Source organism: Streptomyces sp. 13-12-16, from assembly GCF_002114215.1.
GTDB lineage: Bacteria > Actinomycetota > Actinomycetes > Streptomycetales > Streptomycetaceae > Streptomyces.
Genome location: NZ_NCTE01000949.1, coordinates 1 through 2,367, shown reverse-complemented (window position 1 = coordinate 2,367; position 2,367 = coordinate 1). Strand labels below are relative to the sequence as shown.

Here is a 2,367-nt window from a genome sequence, read left to right as displayed (position 1 = left end):
CGGGCGCGGTCCTCGGCTGCTCCGCGTCGGGGGTGTCGGGGGCCTGTTCGACGACGGTGTGGACGTTGGTGCCGCTGAGGCCGAAGGAGGAGACGGCGGCGCGGCGGGGCCGGCCGGTCTCGGGCCAGGGCACGGTGTCGGTGGCCAGGTCGATGGCGCCGGAGTTCCAGTCGACGTGGCTGGAGGGGGTGTCCACGTGCAGGGTGGGCGGCACGGTGCCGTGGCGCATCGCCATGACCGTCTTCATGACGCCGGCGATGCCGGACGCCATCTGGGTGTGGCCGATGTTGGACTTCACCGAGCCGAGCAGCAGCGGCCGGTCGGCGGGCCGGCCCTGGCCGTAGGTGGCGAGCAGGGCCTGCGCCTCGATGGGGTCGCCGAGCGCGGTGCCGGTGCCGTGGCCCTCGACCACGTCGACGTCGGCCGGGGTGAGGTTCGCGTTGCTGAGGGCCTGGCGGATCACCCGGGCCTGGGAGGGGCCGTTGGGGGCGGTGAGGCCGTTGGAGGCGCCGTCCTGGTTGACGGCGGAGCCCCGGATCACGGCGAGCACGGGGTGGCCGTTGCGGCGGGCGTCGGAGAGTCGTTCGACCAGGACGAGGCCGACGCCCTCGGCGAGGCTCATGCCGTCGGCGCCCTCTGCGTACGCCTTGCAGCGGCCGTCGGGGGCCATGGCGCGCTGGCGGCTGAAGCCGGTGAAGGCGCTGGGGGTGGCCATCACGCTGACGCCGCCGGCGAGGGCGAGGGTGCTCTCGCCGTTGCGCAGCGACTGGCAGGCCAGGTGCAGCGCGACGAGCGAGGAGGAGCAGGCGGTGTCCAGGGTGACGGCCGGGCCCTCCAGGCCGAAGGTGTAGGCGAGGCGGCCGGACATCACGCTGGAGATGGTGCCGGTGATGAGGTGGCCCTCGGCGCCCTCGGAGGAGGCGCCGCCCGCCGTGTAGTCCTGGTAGCTGGCGCCGATGAAGGTGCCGGTGAGGCTGCCTCGGAGGGTGGCGGGGTCGATGCCGGCGCGTTCCAGGACCTCCCAGCCGGTCTCCAGCAGGAGTCGCTGCTGCGGGTCCATGGCGAGGGCCTCGCGCGGGGAGATGCCGAAGAAGGCGGCGTCGAAGTCGGCGACGTCGTGGAGGAAGCCGCCCTGGGTGGAGTAGGTGGTGCCGGGCTTGTCGGGGTCGGGGTCGTAGAGGGCGTCGGCGTCCCAGCCGCGGTCGGCGGGGAAGCCGGTGATGGCGTCGCCGCCGGCCGCGACGAGGTCCCACAGGGCCTCGGGGCTGGTGATGCCGCCGGGGTAGCGGCAGCTCATGGCGACGATGGCGATGGGCTCGTCGTCGACGGCGGCGGTGGTGCGCACCGGTCCGTCGTCCTCGGTGCCGGGGCCGCCGACGAGGCCGCGCAGGTGCGCGACGAGGGTGAGCGGGTCCGGGTAGTCGAAGACGAGGGTGCTCGGCAGGGTGAGGCCGGTGACGGCGGCGAGCCGGTTGCGCAGGTCGACGGCGGTGAGGGAGTCGAAGCCGACGTCGCGGAAGGCGCGGCGCTCGGACAGCACCTCCGGGGAGGCGTGGCCGAGGACGGTGGCGGCCTCGGAGCGGACCAGGTCCAGCAGGAGGCGGTCCTGTTCGGCGGCGGGCAGCGCACGCAGCCGGCCGGCGAACTCGCCGCCGCCGGCGGCGCGGGCCTCGGTCTCCTCGGTCAGGCGCCGTACGTCGGGGACGTCCTCGAACAGGCCGGTGGGCCGCGAGGAGGTGAACACCGGGTGGTAGCGGTCCCAGTCGACGTCGGCGACGGCGAGGACGCCCTCGTCGGCGTCGAGGGCCCCGCGGAGTCCGGCGAGGGCCAGTTCGGGGTTCATGAAGACCAGGCCGCTGCGGCGGATCTGGCCGGGGTCGACGCGGCCGAGCTTCATGTCGTCGGCCCAGATGCCCCACGAGATCGCGGTGGCGCGGGCGCCGCGGGCACGGCGGTGCTCGGCGAGCGCGTTGAGGTGGGCGTTGGCGGCGACGTACGCGGCGTGCCGGCCGCTGCCCCACAGGCCGGCGGTGGAGGAGTAGAGGACGAACGCGTCGAGCTGGTCGTCGTCGAGGAGTTCGTCGAGGTGGGCGGCGCCGGCGGTCTTGGCGTGCACGACCTTGGCGAAGGCGTCCAGGCTGGTCTCGTCGATCGACTGGAGTTCGATGACGGCGGCGGTGTGGAAGACGCTGCGGACGGTGCGGCCCTCGGCGGCGAGCCGGTCCAGGAGCGCGGCGACGGCGTCCCGGTCGGTGACGTCGCAGGCGGCGACGGTGGCGGTGCAGCCGCGTTCGGCGAGCTCGGCGACGAGTTCGGCCGCTCCGGGCGCGCTGTCGCCGCGGCGGCTGGTGAGGACCAGGTCGCGGG

At 74.9% G+C, this 2,367-nt stretch carries 1 protein-coding gene; it reads right to left on the bottom strand.

The features are described from left to right. On the bottom strand, window positions 1-2,367 hold a 2,367-nt coding region (locus B7767_RS32750), incomplete at both ends, for an SDR family oxidoreductase (protein WP_143652747.1).